This window comes from Mycobacterium sp. E2699, assembly GCF_001666745.1.
In the GTDB taxonomy this organism is placed as follows: Bacteria; Actinomycetota; Actinomycetes; order Mycobacteriales; family Mycobacteriaceae; genus Mycobacterium.
This window is the reverse complement of the sequence record NZ_LZJH01000055.1, coordinates 311,365-326,731: the sequence shown is the minus strand read 5'-3', so window position 1 is coordinate 326,731 and position 15,367 is coordinate 311,365. Positions and strand designations below refer to the sequence as shown.

Here is a 15,367-nt window from a genome sequence, read left to right as displayed (position 1 = left end):
GGGTAGGAAGTCCGGACAGCCTCCACGCCAACGACTTTCACTTCCGGGCCACCCGGCGCTTCAGCCGGCGGCTTGGCGTACTACCCGCCACAGCACCCATTGGTGCTTGGAAGTTTCCGTTCGCCCGGCCGCGCGTTGTCAATTGCCCGTAAACGCGGCGTCAAATATTCGTAAAGACCTGTTCACTGCCGTTCGCGCGCGCGGGGAAGGGAGGAAACTGCATGAGTTCCACATGAATTCGACTCACACCTGTTCGAGCCGTTGTCGAGAGGGCGCTCACCGTGCTACAGAACACATCCGTTCCGGCAACCGTTCCGGCCGAAAAGCCCCGCAATGGCCTGGCCGGTCTCAAACACTGGCGCTACGACCTTCGCTCGGGTTTTACGGTGGCCATGATCTCGCTGCCGTTCTCGATGGGAATCGCGATGACCTCGGGTGCGCCGCCGATCTGCGGCATCATGTCGGCGATCATTGCCGGCTTCGTCCTGCCGTTCGTGGGCGGCTCGTATGTGACCATCAGCGGCCCGGCCGCGGGACTGGCACCGGCCCTGTTCGCCGGCATGATCGCACTGGGACACGCCCGCTTGGGCCATGGCGGCTCTACAGCGCAGTTGCTCGCCGTGGGATACCCGCTGGTGTTGGTCGCCATCGCCATCGCGGGCGTATTCCAAGTGGTCCTTGCCAAGTTGAAGGTGGCGCGGCTGAGCGCCATCTTCCCGGCCGCGGCCATTCACGGCATGCTGGCCGCGATCGGCCTGATGATCATCGTCAAGCAGATTCCCCTCTTCATGGGCGTGAAGTTCGAGGCTCACGAATTCTGGGCGGTTCTGGGCGAAGTGCCCAGCCATGTCCACACGATGAGTCCCAAGGTCTGCGCCCTCGGGATCGGCTGCCTGGCGGCGCTGTTCGCGCTCGCGGCGGTGCCCTGGCGGCTCCTGAAGATCATGCCGCCCCCGGTCTGGGTGTTCTTGGGCGGCACGTTGGTCAGCACATTGATCCTGAAGGTGGACAAGTCCCACCTGATCAACATCCCCGACTCGCTCGAGCACGGGATCGTCTTCCCCCAATTCGGTGAGGCATTCACCGATGCCGCGGTGTGGCTGCCCCTGGCCTACCTGGTTATCACCCTGCTTTTGATCGACGCGACCGAGTCCCTGGCGACGATCGCGGCCGTGGACAACATCGACCCCTATCGCCGCCGATCCGACCCGGACAAGACCTTGCTGGCCATGGGCATGTCCAACGGCGCCTCCAGCATGCTCGGCGGCTTGACCATCATCCCCGGCATGGTCAAGAGCACGGCGAATGTCATGGCGGGCGGCCGGACCCAGTGGGCCAACTTCTACAACGCCTGCTTCCTGCTGACGTTCGTGCTTGTCGGCCGGTACGTGATCGACTTGGTCCCGATGGCCGTCCTGGGCGCCATCCTGGTATTCATCGGCTACAAGCTGTGTAAGCCCGCGCTCTGGGTCAAGATCGCGCGGATCGGGACGGCGCAGTTCGTCGTATTCGCAACCACATTGCTCGTGACCGTGACGACGGACCTGCTCGTCGGCATCGTCGCCGGCGTCGTCCTGGAGTTGCTGTTGAACCTGTGGTACGTGGGCCTCTGGCACACCCTGAGCAACTCGGAATTCGACAGGCCGAATTTCGTCGCTCGCTTCCTCAGCCTCTTCCGCAATCCGGTGTCCCAGCGGGAAGTCGACGGCGCCACTTACCACCTGTACTTGGATGGCCCGCTGGTGTGTTTCAACCTGTTCCACGTGATTCGGGAGCTGAGGCAGCTTCCGGACGGCACCCGAACGGTCTATCTCCACTTGAGCTCACGGGTGCCGCTTGTCGATCACACGACGGGTGAGTCCCTCCGTTATTACCTGGAAGAATTCAGCGGCCAGGACGAGAGTCCGAGGCTGTTGATCGAGGGGTGGGACCACATGCGGCCCCTCTCCAAACATGAGACGAGCACGCGGATCGCGATCGCCGCCGTCGGGAAAGGGGCCGCCACGGATCGGGCCCAACCTGAATTGAGGATCGCCATAGCCACCGTCGAGAAGGTGGCCTCCGCGGATCGAGCCGAGCACGAATTGCGGGTCGCTCAGACCACCGATTGACGCCCGACGCCTACCCCAGCAGCGTGCGCACCACCCCGTCGGCCAGCAGGCGGCCGCGCGGGGTGAGCACCAGCCGGTCACCGTCGGCGACCAGCAACCCGTCCGCCACCGCGGTCTCGGCGCGTTGACGCTCGTCGGCGCCCAGTCGGTCCAACGGAAGCCCTTGCCGCAAACGGATTTTCAGCAACACCTCCTCGGTGTGCGACGCCTCGCCATCCAGCCGCTCGAAACCCGAGACCGGCAGCGTGCCCGCGGTCAGCGCGTCCGCATAGGCGTTGGGGTGCTTGACGTTCCACCAGCGCGTCGCGCCGACATATCCGTGGGCGCCCGGCCCGGCACCCCACCACTCGCCGCCGTCCCAGTAGCCGAGGTTGTGCCGGCACTCGCCACCGGGCCGGCACCAGTTGGACACCTCGTACCAACCCAGGCCGGCCGCGGACAGCCGGGCATCGACCAATTCGTAGCGGTGCGCCAGCACGTCGTCGTCGGGAGCGGCCAGCTCCCCGCGTCGAACCCGCCGCGCCAGCGCCGTGCCCTCCTCCACCACCAGGGCGTAGGCGGACACATGGTCGACGCCGGTGTCGACGGCGGTGTCGACGGAGCGCAGCAGGTCGTCGTCGGACTCCCCCGGCGTCCCGTAGATCAGATCGAGGCTGACGTGTTCGAAGCCCTCGGCCAACGCCTCGCGGGCCGCGGCCGCCGACCGGTTCGGCGTGTGTATCCGGTCGAGGACGCCGAGCACGGTCGGTGACACCGACTGCATGCCCAGCGACACCCGGGTGTAGCCGGCGGCGCGGGTCGCCGCGAAGAAGTCCGGCCACGCCGACTCGGGATTGGCCTCGGTGGTGATCTCGGCGTCGGGGGCGAGGACGAAGTGGTCGCGCACCATGCCCAGCAGCCGGGCCACCCGCTCACCACCCAGCAGCGACGGCGTCCCTCCCCCGACGAACACCGTGCTCACCGTCGGTCCGTCCAAGCGGGCGGCCGCCAGCCCCAGCTCCGTCCCCAGCGCCTCCAGCCAGGCGTCCGGGTTGACGCCACCCAGTTCGGCCGGGGTGTAGGTGTTGAAGTCGCAATAGCCGCACCGCGTGAAGCAGAACGGGACGTGGACGTACAACCCGAACGGCCGGCCGGGAATCGGCTGCAGGGCGGGCAGCTCGGCGGGGGCCTCGCGAAGTGGCATGCCAAATACTCCCACGGCGGCCGGGGCGAGGCGTGCGGCGTCGACGCCGACAAGCGCATCGGCGCAGGTCATGCGCCACACGGTGCTCAGCGGATTCTCCGCTTTCGCTGACCGAACGTCCAGGTTCGCCGCCTAGTTTGGGTCAGCGTGAGGAAAAATATGACCTGATCGCAACCCCCCTCCCGGGCCATGGCAGAATGGCAGCCGTGACCGCCAACCGCAGCTTGCGCATCGCCCTCGTGGCGCGGCGGCACATTGATCTCAAGCGTGTCTGCAGCTGTTGTTGTTGCTGTCTGCCTTGATGCCGTAGACCCGCCCCACCTGTAACTCAGCTGGCTGCCGGATCTGCGCAGCCGAAATAAATGCGGTGTGCTGCGCGTCCAAGCCTGCGATGTTCGCGAAGGAGATCCGATGACGACAGCACCTCCCGCAAAGTCCCGCAACGAGGGCCAGTGGGCGCTGGGAAATCGCGAGGCCCTCAACCCCAACGAAGAGATGAAGCAGGCCGGAGCCCCGCTCGAGGTCCGGGATCGCATCGAAAACGTCTATGCACAGGGCGGATTCGACAGCATCGACAAGAGCGACCTGCGTGGCCGCTTCCGTTGGTGGGGCCTGTACACCCAGCGCGAACAGGGTTACGACGGGTCGTTCACCGGCGACGAGAACGCCGAGTTGCTCGAGGCCAAGTACTTCATGATGCGCGTGCGCTGCGACGGCGGCGCGCTGTCGACCGCCGCGCTGCGCACGGTCGGCCAGATCTCGACCGAATTCGGCCGCGACACCGCCGACATCTCCGACCGGCAGAACGTGCAGATGCACTGGATCGAGGTGGAGAACGTTCCCGAGATCTGGCGGCGGCTCGACGAGGTCGGGCTGCAGACCGCCGAGGCGTGTGGCGACTGCCCGCGGGTGATCCTGGGCTCACCGGTGGCCGGCGAATCGCTCGACGAGGTGCTCGACCCCACCTGGGCCATCGAGGAGATCGTGCGTCGCTACATCGGCAAGCCGGACTTCGCCGACCTACCGCGCAAGTACAAGACCGCCATCTCGGGCCTGCAGGACGTCGCGCACGAGATCAACGACATCGCCTTCATCGGCGTCAACCACCCCGAGCACGGTCCCGGCCTGGACCTCTGGGTCGGCGGAGGCCTGTCCACCAACCCGATGCTGGCCCAGCGCGTCGGCGCCTGGGTGCCGCTGGACGAGGTGCCCGAGGTGTGGGCCGCGGTGACCTCGATTTTCCGCGACTACGGCTACCGGCGGCTGCGGTCAAAGGCGCGGCTGAAGTTCCTGATCAAGGACTGGGGCGTGGAAAAGTTCCGCGAGGTTCTCGAAACCGAGTACCTCAAGCGGCCGTTGATCGACGGACCGGCCCCCGAGCCGGTCAAGCATCCGATCGATCACGTCGGGGTGCAGCGGCTCAAGAACGGGCTCAACGCCGTCGGTGTCGCGCCGATCGCCGGGCGGGTGTCCGGCACCATCCTGTCGACGGTGGCCGACCTGGCCGAGGCCGCCGGTTCGAACCGGGTCCGGTTCACGCCGTACCAGAAGCTCATCATCCTCGACGTGCCCGACGAGCAGCTCGACGAGCTGATCGCCGGGGTGGAGGCGCTGGGCCTGCAGGCGCGCCCGTCGCAGTGGCGCCGAAACCTCATGGCGTGCACCGGGATCGAGTTCTGTAAGTTGTCCTTCGCCGAAACACGGGGCAGGGCACAGGAACTGGTGCCCGAGCTGGAGCGCCGGCTCGAGGACCTCAACTCGCGGCTGGACGTGCCGATCACGGTCAACATCAACGGCTGCCCCAATTCGTGTGCGCGAATCCAGGTCGCCGACATCGGGTTCAAGGGCCAGATGGTCGACGACGGTCACGGCGGCTCGGTCGAGGGCTTTCAGGTGCATTTGGGCGGAAGCCTCGGCCTGGACAGCGGTTTCGGCCGAAAACTACGTCAGCACAAGGTCACCAGCGACGAGCTGGGCGACTACATCGATCGGGTAGTACGCAACTTCATCAAGCACCGGAGCGACGGCGAACGATTCGCGCAGTGGGTCGTTCGCGCCGAGGAAGGCGACTTGCGATGAGCATAGAAACCACCAGCCCCACCGAGGCCGACCTGCGCGAGCTGGCCGCCCGTGGTGCCGCGGAACTCGAGGGCGCCAGCGCCACCGACCTGCTGCGCTGGACCGACGAGAACTTCGGCGGGGTGAACGGGCCGCGCGCGTGGGCGACATGCAATTACGTGGTGGCGTCCAGCATGCAGGAGGCGGTGCTGATCGACCTGGCCGCCAAGGTGCGGCCGGGTGTGCCGGTGATGTTCCTGGACACCGGCTACCACTTCGTGGAGACCATCGGCACCCGGGACGCGATCGAGTCCGTCTACGACATCCGGGTGGTCAACGTCACGCCGGAGCACACGGTTGCCGAGCAGGACCGGCTGATGGGCAAGGACCTGTTCGCGCGCGACCCCGGCGAGTGCTGCCGGCTGCGGAAGGTCGCCCCCCTGGGCAAGGCGCTGCGCGGCTACTCGGCGTGGGTCACCGGGCTGCGCCGCAGCGACTCACCGACGCGCGCCAACGCCCCGCTGGTCAGCTTCGACGAGGGCTACAAGCTGGTGAAGATCAACCCGCTGGCGGCGTGGACCGACGAAGACATGCAGAACTACATCGACGAGCACGATGTGCTGGTGAATCCCCTTGTCTACGACGGGTATCCGTCGATCGGTTGCGCGCCCTGCACGGCCAAGCCGGCCGAGGGCGCCGACCCGCGCAGCGGGCGCTGGCAGGGGCACGCCAAAACGGAATGCGGGTTGCACGCGTCGTGACCACGCTGCGCCGGCGACGATGCAGAGGGAAGCGATGAGGAGGAGCGGCGCGATGACCCTCGTGCTGACCGCGCACGGAAGCCAGGATCCGCGGTCGGCGGCCAACGCGTGGGCCGTCGCCGACGAGCTGAAGCGGCTGCGGCCAGGCCTGGACGTGCGGCCGGCGTTCTGCGAGCTGAACGCGCCGGGCCTGGCCGAGGTGCTGGGCGAGTGCCGCGACGCGGTCGTCACCCCGCTGCTCTTGGCGAACGCCTATCACGCGCGCGTCGACATCCCCCGCCAGATCGCCGGCTCCGGTGCCGATGCGCTGCAAGCCGACGTCCTCGGCGAGGATCCACGGCTGATTTCGCTGCTGCGGCAGCGGGTTACGGCCTGTGGTGTCTCCCGGCTCGATGACCGGGTCGGCGTGCTCGTGGCCGCGATCGGTTCATCCGACCCGCGTGCCAACGCGCGCACTCGGCAGGTGGCACCCCGGCTGCTGGCCGGGACGAGCTGGGCGGGCGCGACAACCGGGTTCGTGACCCGCCCGGAACCGTCGCTGGCCGAGGCTGCCGGCCGGTTGCGCCGCCAGGGCGCGCGGCGGGTGGTCATCGCGCCGTGGTTCCTGGCGCCGGGCAAGCTGCCCGACCGGGTGCGTGATTTCGCGGACGGGGCCGGCATCGAGCTGGCGGAACCCCTGGGCGCGCACCGGCTGGTCGCCGAAACGGTGCTGGACCGCTTCGACCAAGCCGTCGAATCTCGAATTCACGGCATCGCGGCCTGAGAGCTCCACGTTCTCCCACATCGGTCCCAGCCGTCATTCGTGGTGGCGCCACGGCGAGCGAATCCAGCCGAATTTGCCGTTCGGCGGACCGGCGGCTGGGAAGATGCCGGAGGAGTAAGCATCGAATAGATTGGGGCGGCTCATGTTGGAAGTGATCGACAAGGGGTCGGCCACTGAGGCGCATCCTGTTCCGCTGCTCTTCGTTCACGGCGGTTTCAGCACAGCAAGGATCTGGGACGATCATTTTCTGGCCTTCTTCGCCGATGAGGGTTACCGCGCCGTCGCGCTGAGCCTTCGCGGCCACGGAGCCAGCGACTTGTCCCAGCCACTCAAATCTTGTTCGATCGCCGATTACGTGGACGACGTGCACGCTGTTGTCGGCACGCTGGGTCGCCCGCCAGTGCTCATCGGTCATTCGATGGGTTGTTGGGTTGTGCTCAAGTACCTCGAGAAGCAGGACGCCGCAGCAGGGGTTCTCATGGCACCAGGCACACCGCGGGGACTACGACGATGGGCATTCCGCACGATGCGCCGTCACCCGTGGATTTTTCTGTGGACCAACACCTTCGGCAACCAAGTTGATCTGTTTAAAACTCCGGCCTTAGCGCGCGAATTCTTGTTTTCCGCGCGAACCCCCGACGCCGTCGTCAGCTCCACTGCGGCCAGCTTGGAACCCGAGAGCACGCGCGCTGCACGAGAAACGGTGGACCGACTTCCCGATGCTCGCGATCTGACAGCGCCGATCCTTGTCCTCGGCGCGAGAGACGACGGCTCGCGAATCAACGGGGACGCGTCTGCTGTGGCGGCGATGTACCAGGCAGATGTGAAGATCTTCCCCGACATGGGGCACGTCATGATGCTGGAGGCAGGATGGCGAGCAGTCGCCGAAAGGATTGACAACTGGCTCACGGCAAGAGGGCTTTAAGAGCCAGTACACTTCGTGCCTTGAACACGCCCTTGCGAATTCGGGCTCTGCTGGCCACGCTGGCGACAGGGCTGGCCGGCTGCGGCGGTCAGCACGTGCCCCCGCCGCTCGCGGCGGGGGCGTGCGAGATCGTGCCGAACGGCACGGCGACGGCGCAGGCGCACCCGGGTTCACCGTCGTCGAGAAACCTTTCGGCCAGCCCCGAGACGGCAACCGGGTACCGCAGCGACATGACCGTGGTGCGCACGGCCCACTACGCGGTGGCCACCGCCAATCCCCTGTCCACGCGGGCGGCCTGCCGGGTGCTGCGCGACGGCGGGACGGCAGCCGACGCGATGGTGGTGGCCCAGGCGGTGCTGGGTTTGGTCGAACCGCAGTCGTCCGGGCTGGGCGGCGGCGGGTTCGCTGTCTATTACGACGCGGGCACCGGCTCGGTACAGGCCTACGACGGCCGCGAAACCGCACCCGCGGCCGCCACCGAGAACTACCTGCGCTGGATCAGCGACGGCGACCGCGCCGCGCCCGTCCCCGACGCGCGCGCCTCCGGCCGATCGATCGGGGTGCCGGGCATTCCGCGGATGCTCGAACTCGTGCACAACGACCACGGGCGCCTGCCCTGGCGCGATCTGTTCAGCCCCGCAATAGCATTGGCCGACAACGGTTTCGACATCAGCCCGCGGCTGGCCGCCGCGATCGCCGACTCCGCGGCGCAACTGCGGGTGGATCCGCAGGCGCGCGCATACTTCCTGAACCCCGACGGCACCCCGAAGGCCGTGGGCACCCGGCTGACGAACCCGGCGTACTCAAAGACGCTGTCCGCCATCGCCTCCGCCGGCGTCCACGCCTTCTATACCGGCGACATCGCCCACGACATGGTCGCCGAAGCCGTCGATACCGCCGGTGGGCGCACCCCCAGCCTGATGACCGCCGCGGACCTGGCCGGCTACGTGGCCAAGAAACGCGACCCGCTGTGCGCGTCGTATCGCGGCCGGCAGATCTGCGGCATGCCCACCCCGTCGTCGGGCGGCGTCGCGGTGGCGGCCACGCTGGGAATCCTCGAGCATTTCCCGATGGGAAACTACCCGCCCACCAACGTCGACCTCAACGGCGGCCGCCCCAGTGTGCTCGGCGTTCACCTGGTCTCCGAGGCCGAGCGACTGGCCTATGCCGACCGCGACAAGTACGTCGCCGACGCCGATTTCGTCGGGCTGCCCGGCGGCTCCCTCGCCACGCTGATCGACCCGGGGTACCTCGCCGGGCGCGCCGCGCTGATCTCGCTTCAGCGCAGCATGGGAACCGCCAAGCCGGGGGACTTCGGCGCGCCCGGCGGCGTCGCGCCCCCCGGCAGAGAACACGGCACCAGCCACGTCAGCATCGTCGATTCCTACGGCAACGCCGCCGCGTTCACCACAACCGTCGAGTCGGCGTTCGGCTCGTTCCACCTGGTCGACGGGTTCGTCCTCAACAACCAGCTCACCGACTTCGCCGCCGACCCGCGCGCGCCCGACGGGTCGCCGGTGGCCAACCGCGTCCAGCCCGGCAAACGGCCGCGAAGCTCGATGGCGCCGACGCTGGTGTTCGATCCCGCGCCGGCGGGGCGGGGCGCGCTGTACGCGGTGACGGGCTCACCAGGCGGCTCCACGATCATCCAGTTTGTCGTGAAAACCCTTGTGGCAATGCTGGATTGGGGCCTGAACCCGCAGCAGGCGGTGTCGCTGGTCGATTTCGGCGCGGACAACTCACCGCTTACCAACGTCGGCGGCGAGGATCCCGAGATCAACCGGTCCGACGACGGCGACCACGACCCGCTGGTGGCCGGTCTGCGTGCGCTGGGGCACCGGGTGAGCCTGACCGATCAGTCGAGCGGGCTTTCGGCCATCACGCACGGCCCGACGGGGTGGACCGGCGGCGCCGACCCCCGCCGCGAGGGCGCCGTCATGGGCGACACCGGATGACTCACGCCGACGTCAAGGTGCTCCGGTCGGTGTCGGCGCCCCCGGCGACCCCCGAAGCGGCGATGTCGCTGGGCAGGGGCGGGACGCGGGTGGCTCGCACGTAGACGGTGTCACCGTCCCGCAATGCCAGCGCTTCGGCGTCCCCGCGGGTGATCTGCGCGGTGAAGGCCCCACCGGTGGCCGCGCTGGTCATCTCCACGCGCACCTCGAAACCGAGCGCGACCACCCGGTCGACCTTGGCGCGCACCACCCCGATCGATTCCGCGGTGCCGTCCCCGCCGGCGACGGCCATGTCGGGCTTGCGGCCGACGCGGATGTCGTGCGGACGCACCAACGCGCCGTTGAGTTCGGAGACCGCGCCCAGAAACGACATCACGAACGCGCTCGCCGGCGAGTCGTAGACCTCGGTGGGCGATCCGACCTGCTCGATGCGACCCTTGTTCAGCACCGCGATCCGGTCGGCCACGTCGAGCGCCTCGGCCTGGTCGTGGGTGACCAGCACCGTGGTGACGTGCACCTCGTCGTGCAGGCGCCGCAGCCACGCCCGCAGGTCCTCGCGCACCTTGGCGTCCAGCGCCCCGAACGGCTCGTCGAGCAACAGCACCTGCGGGTCGACGGCCAGCGCCCGGGCCAGCGCCATGCGCTGCCGCTGGCCGCCGGAGAGCTGGTTGGGATAGCGGGTCTGAAAGCCGCTGAGCCCCACCACCTCGAGCAGGTTGTCGACCTTCTCCTTGATCTCCGCCTTGGGGCGCTTGCGGATTCGCAGCCCGTACGCCACGTTGTCCCGAACGGTCAGGTGCTTGAACGCCGCGTAGTGCTGAAACACGAAGCCGATGCCGCGGCGCTGCGGCGGCACCCCGGTGACGTCGCGACCGTTGATCGTGACGGTCCCGCTGTCTGGCTGGTCCAGGCCGGCGATGGCCCGCAGCAGCGTCGACTTGCCCGAACCGCTGGGCCCCAGCAGCGCCGTCAGCGAGCCCTTCGGCACCACGAAGTCCACATGGTCCAGCGCGACGAAGTCGCCGTACGCCTTGTACGCGTCGCGCACGATGATCGCGTCGCCACCGCGCTCGGGCGGGTTGTCGGTCATCACGAGTCTCCTTGTCGCGCTTACCTGGTCGCTCGTGCCCGGCGGACGTCGAGAACCAGCTGGAAGATCAGGACCAGCACGGCCACCCCCATCAGCAGTGTCGACAGCGCGTACGCGCCGTATTCGGCCCCGCGGTTGTACCGGTCCGCGACGAGCAATGTCAGGGTCTGCGATCGGCCCGGCAGGTTGGACGACACGATGATCACCGCACCGAATTCGCCGAGCGTGCGCGCGACGGTCAGCACGATGCCGTAGGTCAGACCCCACCGGATCGACGGCAACGTGATCCGCCAAAACGTCTGCCACCAGCTCGAACCCAGGGTGGCCGCCGCCTCCTCCTGGTCGGTTCCCAGCTCGTGCAGCACCGGCTCCACCTCGCGCACCACGAATGGCAGGGTGACGAAGATGCTGGCCAGCACGATCCCGGGCAGCCCGAAGATGATCTTGAGCCCGAGGTCGCGTTCGACGAATCCGAAGGCGCCGGCGGCCCCCCACAGCAGGATCAGCGCCACGCCCACGATGACGGGTGACACCGCGAACGGCAGATCGATGACGGCCTGCAGCACCCCCTTGCCGCGAAACCGGTTGCGCGCCAGCACCAGTGCGGTCGGAATGCCGAACACCACGTTGAGCGGCACCACGATCGCCACCACCAGCAGCGTCAGGTTCAGCGCCGATATCGCGGCCGGCGTGCTCACCCAGTCGAAGAACTGGCCGACGCCGGGCCGGAACGTCCGCCACAGAATCAACGACACGGGAACGACGAGCAACACGAAGATGTAGGCGAGCGCCACGAATCGGATCAGGTAGCGAACCCTGGGCGAGGACGTCATGCGGCCAGCTCCTGACGCTTGGCCGCACGCCCGCCCACGATCCGCAAGACGAGCAGCACGACGAAAGAAATAGCCAGCAGCACAATCGATATCGCGGCGGCGCCGGTGCGGTCGTCGTTCTCGATCAGCGTCCGTATCCACTGCGAGGACACCTCGGTCTTGCCCGGGACGGCGCCACCGATCAGCACCACCGACCCGAACTCGCCGATCGCGCGCGAGAACGCCAGCCCCGCACCCGATAGCAGGGCGGGCGTGAGGGAGGGCAACACGATCGAGGTGAAGATCTTGGGGCCGTTGGCGCCCAGCGACGCCGCCGCCTCCTCGGTCTCCCGGTCGATTTCCAGCAGCACCGGTTGAACGGCGCGCACCACAAAGGGCAGCGTGACGAAGGCCAGCGCCACCGCCACCCCCCACGCGGTGTGCTGCAGGTGCAGGCCGACCGGGCTGTTGTTGCCGTACAGGGCCAGCATCACCAGGCTGGCCACGATGGTCGGCAGCGCGAACGGCAGGTCGATGATGGCGTCGACGAGCCGCTTGCCGAAGAAGTCGTCGCGCACCAGCACCCATGCGATCAGCAGGCCGAAGATCAGGTTCATCACCGTCACCCCGGCCGAGATGGTCAGCGTCACCCGGAACGACTCCAGCGCGGCGTTGGACGTGACCGCGATCCAGAAGGCGTGCCAGCCGCCCGCCGCGGCCTGCCACGCGATGGCGGCCAGCGGCAGCAGCACGATCACCGAAAGCCACAGCGTCGCAACGCCGACGCGCAGCGACGTGGTTGCGGGTCCGCGGGCACGTTGCGGGCGGGACGGCGCGGGCGCGGCGGGGCCGGGGGTCACCAGGGCCGTCATCCGGTGGCCTGCGTGTAGATCTTGGTGATGCTGCCGGTGTTCTTGTCGAAAAGCTGCGGATCCGTTGTCCCCCAACCGCCGAGGTCCGCGATCGTCCACAGCTTCGCCGGCGCCGGGTACTGGTTGCGGAAGTCGGCGGCGACGGCCGGATCGACCGGGCGGAAGCCCGCCTGCGCCCACAACCGTTGCGCCGCGGCGGTGTACTGGAAGTTCTTGAAGGCGACGGCGGCGTTCAGGTGGGAGCTGGTGGTCACCACCGCCACCGGGTTCTCGATCTTGAAGGTCTGCGGCGGGTTGATGTGCTCGACGGGCTTGCCGGCCCGCTCGGTGGCGATCGCCTCGTTCTCGTAGCTCAGCAGCACGTCGCCGCTGCCCTGGACGAAGACGTCGGTGGCTTCCCGTCCCGATCCGGGCCGCAGCTTGACGTGTTCGCTCACCAGCTTGCGGATGAAGTCGATGCCGGCCTGGCCGTTGGTGCCGCCCTCGCTCTTCACGGCGTAGGGGGCAAGCAAATTCCACTTGGCCGACCCCGAACTCAACGGGCTGGGCGTGATGACCCCGACACCGGGCCGCAACAGGTCGTCCCAGTCTTTGATGTTCTTCGGATTGCCCTTGCGCACCACCAGCGTCACCACCGACCCGAAAGGGATTCCCTTGGTGGCGTCGGTGTTCCAGTCCTTGGAAACCTTGCCGGCCTTGACCAGCCGGGTGATGTCGGGTTCGACCGAGAAGTTGACGAGATCAGCCGGCTTGCCCTCGGCCACGCCCCGTGACTGGTCGCCGGAAGCGCCGTACGACGCGATCACCTGGATGCCCTTGCCCTCGTCGGAGGCGTTGAAGGCGGGAATCACCTTGCTCCAGCCGGGTTCTGGGGCGGAATAGGCGACCAGCGTGATGCTGGTGTGCGCATTGCCCGGCCCGCTGCCCCCCACGACGTCGCTGGGGCCGCCCGCGCAGGCGGCGACGACACCGGCGATCAGCGCGAGCGCCCCGGCGCACCGGGCAACCCGCCGGCGCGGGGCGCTGGCGATGTCGTTGAGCATTGGTGGCCTTTCGGTGCGCGGACTTAGCGGTTGGCGTCCCGTTGCGGCGGAAAGGGGTTGAGCAATGCAGGCGAGTTCACGACTCAGGACCAGACCGCACACGGGTTTGGGAGTCAGCGACAACAGTGCGCGAGGACGGCGCATGCGAAAACGCCGGATGCCACGTGCATGTCGCGAAGCCTAACAGGATTCGCTGGGCCCGTCTTCTCAGTGCGTCACCAGCCACGCGACGATCACCAGCACGACGAGCGCGATCAGAATCAAGGTCACGTGTGACCGGGGCATGCGCTTACCCGGAGGCCCCGTCGGCGCGCCGGATGCGCCGCATCAACTTGATGCCGCGTCCGAGCAGGGCGTCGAGCAGGGTCGCCGCGCCGTAGGCCACCCCCAGGACGATGGGCATCACGATCAGGGCCTGCAGCACGAACGGCAGGCCGGAAAGCCACAGCTCGTTGCCGTCCCACCAGTTCAGGAACGCGCTCATCGGGCTCAGCCTATTCGCACCGGCACGTTCAAACCAATGTGCCAGGATCGGGCGGTGAGTCCCGAGCCTTTCCCGCCAGCCGGATCGGCCGCGGCCGAGGCGACGACCGTCCTGGTCGCCGGTGGCGGACCGGCGGGCATGATCCTCGGCCTGCTCCTGGCGCGGGCCGGCGTAAAAGTCACGGTGATGGAAAAACACGCCGATTTCCTGCGTGATTTCCGCGGCGACACCGTGCACGCGAGCACGTTGCGGCTGCTCGACGAACTCGGTTTGGGCCCGCGGTTCGCCCGGCTTCCGCACCGCCTGGTCGACAGCGTCCGGATGGAGATCCAGAACACACCGGTGAGCCTCGACCTCACCCGGCTGCCGGGCGCCCACCAGCACATCGCCCTGGTGCCGCAGTGGGACTTCCTCGAGATGGTGGCCGCCGCCGCCGAGGCCGAACCGAGCTTCCGGTTGTTGCGCAGCACCGAGGTCACCGGCGTGCTCCGCGACGGCAAGCGGATCGTCGGTGTCACCTACCGCGACCAGACGGGCGAAACCGGGGAAATGCGCGCCGTCTTGACCGTGGCGTGCGACGGCCGCTCGTCGACGGTGCGCGATGCCGTGGGGCTGACACCGCGTAGTTTCGGCGCGCCCATGGACGTGTGGTGGTTCCGGTTGCCGCGCCGGCCCGACGATCCGAGCGGACTGGCCGGCGTGCTGCGCTCCGGGCACGCGACGATAACGATCGACCGCGGCGACTACTACCAGATCGCCTACATCATCCCGAAGGGCACCGACGCCGCGCTGCGAGCCGAGGGCATCAAGGCGCTGCACCGGGCGTTGATCGGCATGGTGCCCTGGCTGGCCGACCGCGTCGACACCTTGACGTCCTTCGACGACGTGAAACTCCTTGATGTGCAGCTCAACCGGCTGCGCCGGTGGTATTCGGACGGGGTGCTGCTGATCGGCGATGCGGCGCATGCCATGTCGCCGGTCGGTGGCGTCGGCATCAACCTGGCGGTGGCCGACGCGGTGGCCGCGGCCCGCATCCTGGCCCACCCATTGCGGCAAGGGCGCGTGTCCACCCGGCAGCTGGCGCGGGTGCAGGCGCGGCGCTGGTTGCCGACGGCGATCCTGCAAGCGGCACAACGCATGATCCACGCCAACGTCATCGCGGTCGCGGTGTCCGGCGGTGCCGCGGCGGCCCCCCGAGCCGTGCGCGTGGTGAGCCGGACGGTGGCCTTGCGGCGGTTCATCGGCTACCTGGTGGCGATCGGCCCGCTGCCCGAGCACGTGCCCCACTACGCCAGGCGCACCGGCTAAAA

Annotated in this window: 13 protein-coding genes; 7 read left to right on the top strand and 6 right to left on the bottom strand. The window is 68.2% G+C overall.

All coding sequences use genetic code 11. The features are described from left to right. The first annotated feature begins 281 nt into the window (after nt 1-281). Nucleotides 282-2,111, top strand: coding sequence for a SulP family inorganic anion transporter (locus A5696_RS08930; RefSeq protein WP_231964265.1), 1,830 nt, complete (start codon nt 282-284; stop codon nt 2,109-2,111). 10 nt (nt 2,112-2,121) lie between these two features. Here A5696_RS08930 and hemW read toward each other — a convergent pair whose 3' ends face one another. After that, complete coding sequence (gene hemW, locus A5696_RS08925; protein WP_067876666.1) at nt 2,122-3,294, bottom strand: radical SAM family heme chaperone HemW; 1,173 nt, start codon at nt 3,292-3,294, stop codon at nt 2,122-2,124. Nucleotides 3,295-3,705: 411 nt separating this feature from the next. Between hemW and A5696_RS08920 the strand changes: the two genes are divergently transcribed. The 5 genes from A5696_RS08920 to A5696_RS08900 all read left to right on the top strand — a co-directional run bounded on the left by A5696_RS08920 (nt 3,706) and on the right by A5696_RS08900 (nt 9,756). Then, complete coding sequence (locus tag A5696_RS08920) at nt 3,706-5,373, top strand: nitrite/sulfite reductase (RefSeq protein WP_067876514.1); 1,668 nt, start codon at nt 3,706-3,708, stop codon at nt 5,371-5,373. Further along, a complete protein-coding gene (locus A5696_RS08915; protein WP_067876510.1) occupies nt 5,370-6,113 on the top strand; it encodes a phosphoadenylyl-sulfate reductase in 744 nt (247 codons plus the stop codon). Before A5696_RS08920 ends, A5696_RS08915 begins: the two co-directional genes overlap by 4 nt. A gap of 19 nt (nt 6,114-6,132) precedes the next feature. Continuing rightward, a complete protein-coding gene (locus A5696_RS08910; protein ID WP_082968963.1) occupies nt 6,133-6,876 on the top strand; it encodes a sirohydrochlorin chelatase in 744 nt (247 codons plus the stop codon). A 142-nt stretch (nt 6,877-7,018) separates the two neighbouring features. Beyond that, nucleotides 7,019-7,801, top strand: a complete 783-nt coding sequence (locus A5696_RS08905; protein ID WP_067876504.1) for an alpha/beta hydrolase — start codon at nt 7,019-7,021, stop codon at nt 7,799-7,801. 20 nt (nt 7,802-7,821) lie between these two features. Next, nucleotides 7,822-9,756 (top strand): gamma-glutamyltransferase family protein, encoded by a 1,935-nt coding sequence (locus A5696_RS08900; RefSeq protein ID WP_067876501.1) that lies wholly within the window; start codon nt 7,822-7,824, stop codon nt 9,754-9,756. A 1-nt stretch (nt 9,757) separates the two neighbouring features. On the opposite strand, the gene A5696_RS08895 is transcribed toward A5696_RS08900, so the two are convergent. The 5 genes from A5696_RS08895 to A5696_RS08875 form a co-directional block, all read right to left on the bottom strand. Next, nucleotides 9,758-10,846 (bottom strand): sulfate/molybdate ABC transporter ATP-binding protein, encoded by a 1,089-nt coding sequence (locus tag A5696_RS08895; RefSeq protein ID WP_067876498.1) that lies wholly within the window; start codon nt 10,844-10,846, stop codon nt 9,758-9,760. A 20-nt stretch (nt 10,847-10,866) separates the two neighbouring features. Further along, the gene (gene cysW / locus A5696_RS08890; protein WP_067876496.1) at nt 10,867-11,679 is read right to left on the bottom strand and encodes a sulfate ABC transporter permease subunit CysW; all 813 of its coding nucleotides are present in this window, start codon (nt 11,677-11,679) and stop codon (nt 10,867-10,869) included. Then, nucleotides 11,676-12,530 carry a sulfate ABC transporter permease subunit CysT gene (gene cysT, locus A5696_RS08885; protein WP_067876493.1) on the bottom strand — a complete coding sequence of 285 codons (855 nt, stop codon included), beginning with the start codon at nt 12,528-12,530 and terminating at the stop codon, nt 11,676-11,678. The genes cysW and cysT overlap by 4 nt, the downstream gene beginning before the upstream one ends. Further along, nucleotides 12,527-13,573, bottom strand: a complete 1,047-nt coding sequence (locus A5696_RS08880; RefSeq protein ID WP_082956468.1) for an extracellular solute-binding protein — start codon at nt 13,571-13,573, stop codon at nt 12,527-12,529. Before A5696_RS08880 ends, cysT begins: the two co-directional genes overlap by 4 nt. 289 nt (nt 13,574-13,862) lie before the next feature. After that, nucleotides 13,863-14,057: a hypothetical protein gene (locus A5696_RS08875; RefSeq protein ID WP_067876490.1), complete on the bottom strand. Its 195-nt coding sequence runs from the start codon at nt 14,055-14,057 to the stop codon at nt 13,863-13,865. Nucleotides 14,058-14,111: 54 nt separating this feature from the next. On the opposite strand from A5696_RS08875, the gene A5696_RS08870 reads away from it, so the two are divergent. Continuing rightward, nucleotides 14,112-15,365, top strand: a complete 1,254-nt coding sequence (locus A5696_RS08870; protein WP_255381174.1) for an FAD-dependent oxidoreductase — start codon at nt 14,112-14,114, stop codon at nt 15,363-15,365. Nucleotides 15,366-15,367 lie beyond the last annotated feature (2 nt).

Excerpts from the sequence above, each read along its gene's own strand:
- cysT (WP_067876493.1), bottom strand. The coding sequence starts at position 12,530 with ATGACGGCCCTGGTGACCCCCGGCCCCGCCGCGCCCGCGCCGTCCCGC.
- cysW (WP_067876496.1), bottom strand. The coding sequence starts at position 11,679 with ATGACGTCCTCGCCCAGGGTTCGCTACCTGATCCGATTCGTGGCGCTC.
- A5696_RS08875 (WP_067876490.1), bottom strand. The coding sequence starts at position 14,057 with ATGAGCGCGTTCCTGAACTGGTGGGACGGCAACGAGCTGTGGCTTTCC.
- A5696_RS08905 (WP_067876504.1), top strand. The coding sequence starts at position 7,019 with ATGTTGGAAGTGATCGACAAGGGGTCGGCCACTGAGGCGCATCCTGTT.
- A5696_RS08895 (WP_067876498.1), bottom strand. The coding sequence starts at position 10,846 with ATGACCGACAACCCGCCCGAGCGCGGTGGCGACGCGATCATCGTGCGC.
- A5696_RS08880 (WP_082956468.1), bottom strand. The coding sequence starts at position 13,573 with ATGCTCAACGACATCGCCAGCGCCCCGCGCCGGCGGGTTGCCCGGTGC.
- hemW (WP_067876666.1), bottom strand. The coding sequence starts at position 3,294 with ATGCCACTTCGCGAGGCCCCCGCCGAGCTGCCCGCCCTGCAGCCGATT.
- A5696_RS08910 (WP_082968963.1), top strand. The coding sequence starts at position 6,133 with ATGCAGAGGGAAGCGATGAGGAGGAGCGGCGCGATGACCCTCGTGCTG.
- A5696_RS08915 (WP_067876510.1), top strand. The coding sequence starts at position 5,370 with ATGAGCATAGAAACCACCAGCCCCACCGAGGCCGACCTGCGCGAGCTG.
- A5696_RS08920 (WP_067876514.1), top strand. The coding sequence starts at position 3,706 with ATGACGACAGCACCTCCCGCAAAGTCCCGCAACGAGGGCCAGTGGGCG.